This window comes from Streptomyces sp. NPDC051987, from assembly GCF_040680735.1.
GTDB lineage: Bacteria > Actinomycetota > Actinomycetes > Streptomycetales > Streptomycetaceae > Streptomyces.
The window spans coordinates 1-4,130 of record NZ_JBFAXI010000072.1; the positions used below are offsets into that span (position 1 = coordinate 1).

The following is a 4,130-nucleotide window of genomic DNA, read 5'->3' on the forward strand; positions in this document are numbered from 1 at the left end:
AGCCATCAAGAAGTACCCGATGCCCCAGGGCCGCAAGGCGATCAAGGGCATGACGGGCCAGATCAGACAGAACGTGCGGCGCCCTCGGTTTCACGGGTCTCTCACCGCGTGAGCGGCGGCCGCTCCCCCGCCGGCTCGTCCCCCGGCCGGGGCACGTCGTTCCGGACGACCTCGCCCTGGACGACCTTTCCGTCCGGGCGGTGCATGCGGGCCTGCTGGAACGCGTCGCCCAGGGTGCCGGGCGCGGCGGCACGGAGCTTGCGGTCGAGGGTGCGTTCCGCGAAGCGCGAGACCGCCTTCTGCACGGGGGGCAGCAGGAGCAGCAGCCCGAGGGCGTCGGAGACCAGACCGGGGATCATCAGGAGCAGGCCGCCCAGCATCATCAGGCCGTTGCCGCCGCCGCGCTCCGGGGAGCCGCCGCGCCGGACCGCCTCGTTGAGGCTCCGGAAGGCGCGCCGGCCGGCCCGCTTGATGACCACGGAGCCGGCGACGAAGCCGGCCACCAGCAGCAGGAGGACGCTCACGCCGCCGGCCGCGCCCGCGACCACCGTCAGCAGCCAGATCTCCAGCACCAGCCACGCCGCGAGCCCCAACGGCAGGTATCTGCCGAGCCGGGAGCGCCGGGGCCGGGTGGTGTACGAGGAGGTCTGCGCGCCAGTCGTCATGCACCCAGTGTGCCTGGGGGCGGCTCAATGCGGCATAAGCGGATGATCAACCGGAACGGTGCGGTCGCCCGGCGTCCGCTAGGACGGCCTGCCCTTGCCGGTCAGCTTGCTCACCCGCTGGGTGACCCCCCACGAGGTGACCCGCCACAGCGCCTCGACAAGGATGTCGCGGCTCATCTTGGAATCGCCGAACTCGCGCTCGACGAAGGTGATGGGCACCTCGACGACGTGGAAGCCGGCCTTGACCGCGCGGCGGGCGAGGTCCACCTGGAAGCAGTACCCCTGCGAGGCGACCTCGTCCAGGCCCAGCCCCTCCAGGGTCTCGCGGCGGAAGGCACGGTAGCCGCCGGTGATGTCCCGGAGCGGGAGATCGAGCGCGAGCCGAGAGTACAGGGAGCCGCCGCGGGAGATGAACTCACGGGACTTCGGCCAGTTGACCACCCGGCCGCCCGGCACCCAGCGGGAGCCGAGCACGAGGTCGGCGCCCTGCAGCGCGGTCAGCAGGCGGGGCAGCTCCTCCGGCTGGTGCGAGCCGTCGGCGTCCATCTCGACGAGCACGCCGTAGCCGTTGTCCATGCCCCAGCGGAAGCCCGCGAGGTAGGCCGCGCCGAGGCCTTCCTTGCCCTTGCGGTGCAGCACCTGGACGTGGTCGTCCTCGGCGGCCAGTTCGTCGGCGAGCTTTCCCGTGCCGTCGGGGCTGTTGTCGTCCGCCACCAGCACGTGCGCCTCGGGGACGGCCTGGCGCACCCGGCCGACGATGGACTTGATGTTCTCCGCCTCGTTGTACGTGGGAATGATCACCAAGGCCGTGCCGAGCGGGCCGAACCGCCTCCCCTGGGCCTGTGCCGTGAGGGTCCCGTCGCCGTCATTCACTGCTGCCCCTTCATGTCGTACGCAGGGGACCACCATAGTGGCCACGGCCTGCACCGACGTGACAGCTCTTTCGTATGGTGGTGTCGATTACGCAAGAACGGGGTAAGGATGCCCGTTTCGGGTGCCCCTCATCCGCACTTTCGCCACCGTGTTCCCCGGCGGCGCCCTTGTGTTCCCCCGCGCCGCCGCTCCTCTGCTGCGGATGGGGGCCCGGCGCCCTTCGGGCCGACCTGGGACCCGCTGGCTGCGGGTCGACCGAAAGCCGTTGTCTACTGAGCTCCGGGCCCCACCCGGGTCACACCTCCCGACCGGCCGGAACGTCCCCTCGTCGGCGCGGGCGCTGAGCCTGGCTCCCAGTGACGGTGCCCCGGTGCGGCACACCGTCCCTGACCCAGCGGCGCTGCGACGAGTCGCGCGAACTGCTCCCCGGTCGGGCGTCCGGTGGTGGACTTGGCCGAACCTACCGGCCCGCCTCCGCTGGCTGTCAACAGCCGTTTGACCTGCGCAAACAAGCCCAAACCCCTGGTCAGCGCAGAGGATGCGCAGGTCGCGCGACGCGGCGGCGGCCGACGATCACGGCCACGCCACCCCCGGAGATCACTCGCCCGGCCGTACGAATGCGGCGGGTCACTCGCCCGGTCGTACGAACACGGTCCGGCCGCCCACCACGGTGCGCAGGCAGAGCGGCAGCGCGCGGCCGGGGGTCAGGTCGGGCAGGCCAGGAGTGCCGGAGCGCGGGTCGGTGGACCAGCGGGCGACCCGGTCGTCCGGCGCCTGGACCACCAGTTCGTCGGTACGCCAGACCGCGTAGTCGGCGGGTGCGCCGGGGACCAGCACGCCGGCGTCGTCCCGGCCGATCGCCCGCCAGCCGCCCCGCGTGTGCGCGGTGAAGGCGGCGCGGACCGAGATCCGGTGCTCGGGCGTGCGGTGGAAGGCCGCGGCGCGCACGCTCCCCCAGGGGTCGAGCGGGGTCACCGGGCTGTCGGAGCCGAACGCCAGCGGAACCCCGGCCCGGAGGAGGGCGGCGAACGGGTTGAGGGTACGGGCCCGCTCGGTGCCGAGCCGCTGGGCGTACATGCCGTCGTCGCCGCCCCAGAGCGCGTCGAAGGCGGGCTGTACAGAGGCGATCAGGCCGAGTTCGGCGAAGGCGGCGATGTGCTCGGGCGTGAGCATCTCGGCGTGCTCGACGCGGTGCCGGGCGGCGCGGACACGGGCCGGGCCGAGCTTCTCGGCGGCGGCCCGCACGCCCGCCACGACGGCGGTCACGGCGGCGTCGCCGATGGCGTGGAACCCTGCCTGCAGACCGGCCTCGGTGCAGGCGACGACATGGGCGGCCACGGCGTCCGCGTCCAGGTAGGCGGTGCCGGTGTGGCCGGCGTCGCTGTACGGCTCGTGCAGGCAGGCGGTGTGGGAGCCGAGGGCGCCGTCGACGAACAGGTCACCGGCGGCGCCGAACGCGCCCAGCTCGCGCGCCTTGTCGACGTTCTCCTCGGCCCAGTAGCCGACGACCCGGGGGCCGGGCACCTCGGCGGCGAGCCGCAGCAGCCCGGTGAAGTCGTCCTCGGAGGAGATCCTCGGGCCGCCGCACTCGTGCACGGTGCCGATACCGAGGGAGGCCGCGTGCGCGAGGGCGGTGCGCTGGGCCTCGGCCCGCTGGGCCGGCGTCACGGCTGCGAACGCGGCGGCGCGTACGGCGTGGTGGGCGTCGCCGGTGAGCGGGGCGTCCGGGGCCGGGGCCAGGCCCGGCACGAGGTCCAGCAGGGCCGTGGTGACGACCGCCGAGTGGACGTCGATACGGGAGAGGTAGAGCGGGCGGCCGCCGGTGGCCGCGTCCAGTTCGGCGCGGGTCGGCGGGCGGCCGCCGGACCAGCGGGAAGCGTCCCAGCCGTGGCCGAGCAGCACCCGGTCCTCCGGGCGGCCGGCGGCGAAGTCCCGCACCAGTGCGAGGGTCGCGTCCGCGGAGTCGGCCGCGGAGAGGTCGAGGCCGGTCAGCGCGAGGCCGGTGGAGGTGGTGTGGACATGGGCGTCCGTGAAGGCGGGGGTGACCAGGGCCCCGTCCAGGTCGACGACCTCGTCGACGCCGTCCGCGAAGGCGTCGGCGGCGCCCTCGGAGCCGACCCAGGCGACCTGCCCGCGCTCCACGACCATCGCGGTCGCGAACGGATCGGCGGGACTGTGGACCTCTCCTCGACGCAGGAGGACGGTCTTGGGGTCGGGGGCTCGCTCACTCATGGGGACCAGTCTCGCCCCTCACGCCGATCACTCTGCACGAGGGGCTCCCGCACGGGGCGCCGAAGGGGCCCGGGGGCCCTGTTCCTGTGCGGCTCCGCCGCGGGGGCGCGACCACGCGGAGCACGTTCCACGGCGCCCGGAGCTGCCGGCCGCGCCCACCCGTTCCGCCCTGCGGAACACCTGCCCACGGCGGGAACGGCGGAGACGGCGGGAACGGCCGCGCGGTCAGATCTTTGGGGGTCTTGCCTCGTACGGTGTCGACAGGACCACCGTCGTCCGTGTCGACACCCCCGCGCGGCTTCGCCGCCGGGGCAACACCCACCCCCCAAAGAGGGGGGGGGGCAGCCCCACACGGAGAGA

The 4,130-nt window shown here is 73.9% G+C and carries 3 protein-coding genes and 1 pseudogene; all 4 read right to left on the bottom strand.

Annotation, left to right across the window (positions count from 1 at the left end; all coding sequences use genetic code 11):
* Positions 1-101: 101 nt before the first annotated feature.
* Positions 102-665, bottom strand: coding sequence for an FxsA family membrane protein (gene fxsA, locus AB0M11_RS29830; protein WP_365710888.1), 564 nt, complete (start codon positions 663-665; stop codon positions 102-104).
* 78 nt (positions 666-743) lie between these two features.
* On the bottom strand, positions 744-1,538 hold the full coding sequence (locus AB0M11_RS29835) for a polyprenol monophosphomannose synthase (RefSeq protein ID WP_365710890.1): 795 nt from the start codon (positions 1,536-1,538) through the stop codon (positions 744-746).
* 627 nt (positions 1,539-2,165) lie between these two features.
* A complete protein-coding gene (locus tag AB0M11_RS29840; RefSeq protein WP_365710892.1) occupies positions 2,166-3,770 on the bottom strand; it encodes an amidohydrolase in 1,605 nt (534 codons plus the stop codon).
* Positions 3,771-3,995: 225 nt separating this feature from the next.
* Positions 3,996-4,130 (bottom strand): annotated as a pseudogene (locus tag AB0M11_RS29845) (AsnC family transcriptional regulator); the annotation flags it as partial.

What these genes read in the sequence shown, in the direction of transcription:
- AB0M11_RS29840 (WP_365710892.1), bottom strand. Translation starts at nt 3,770, where the DNA reads ATGAGTGAGCGAGCCCCCGACCCCAAGACCGTCCTCCTGCGTCGAGGA.
- fxsA (WP_365710888.1), bottom strand. Translation starts at nt 665, where the DNA reads ATGACGACTGGCGCGCAGACCTCCTCGTACACCACCCGGCCCCGGCGC.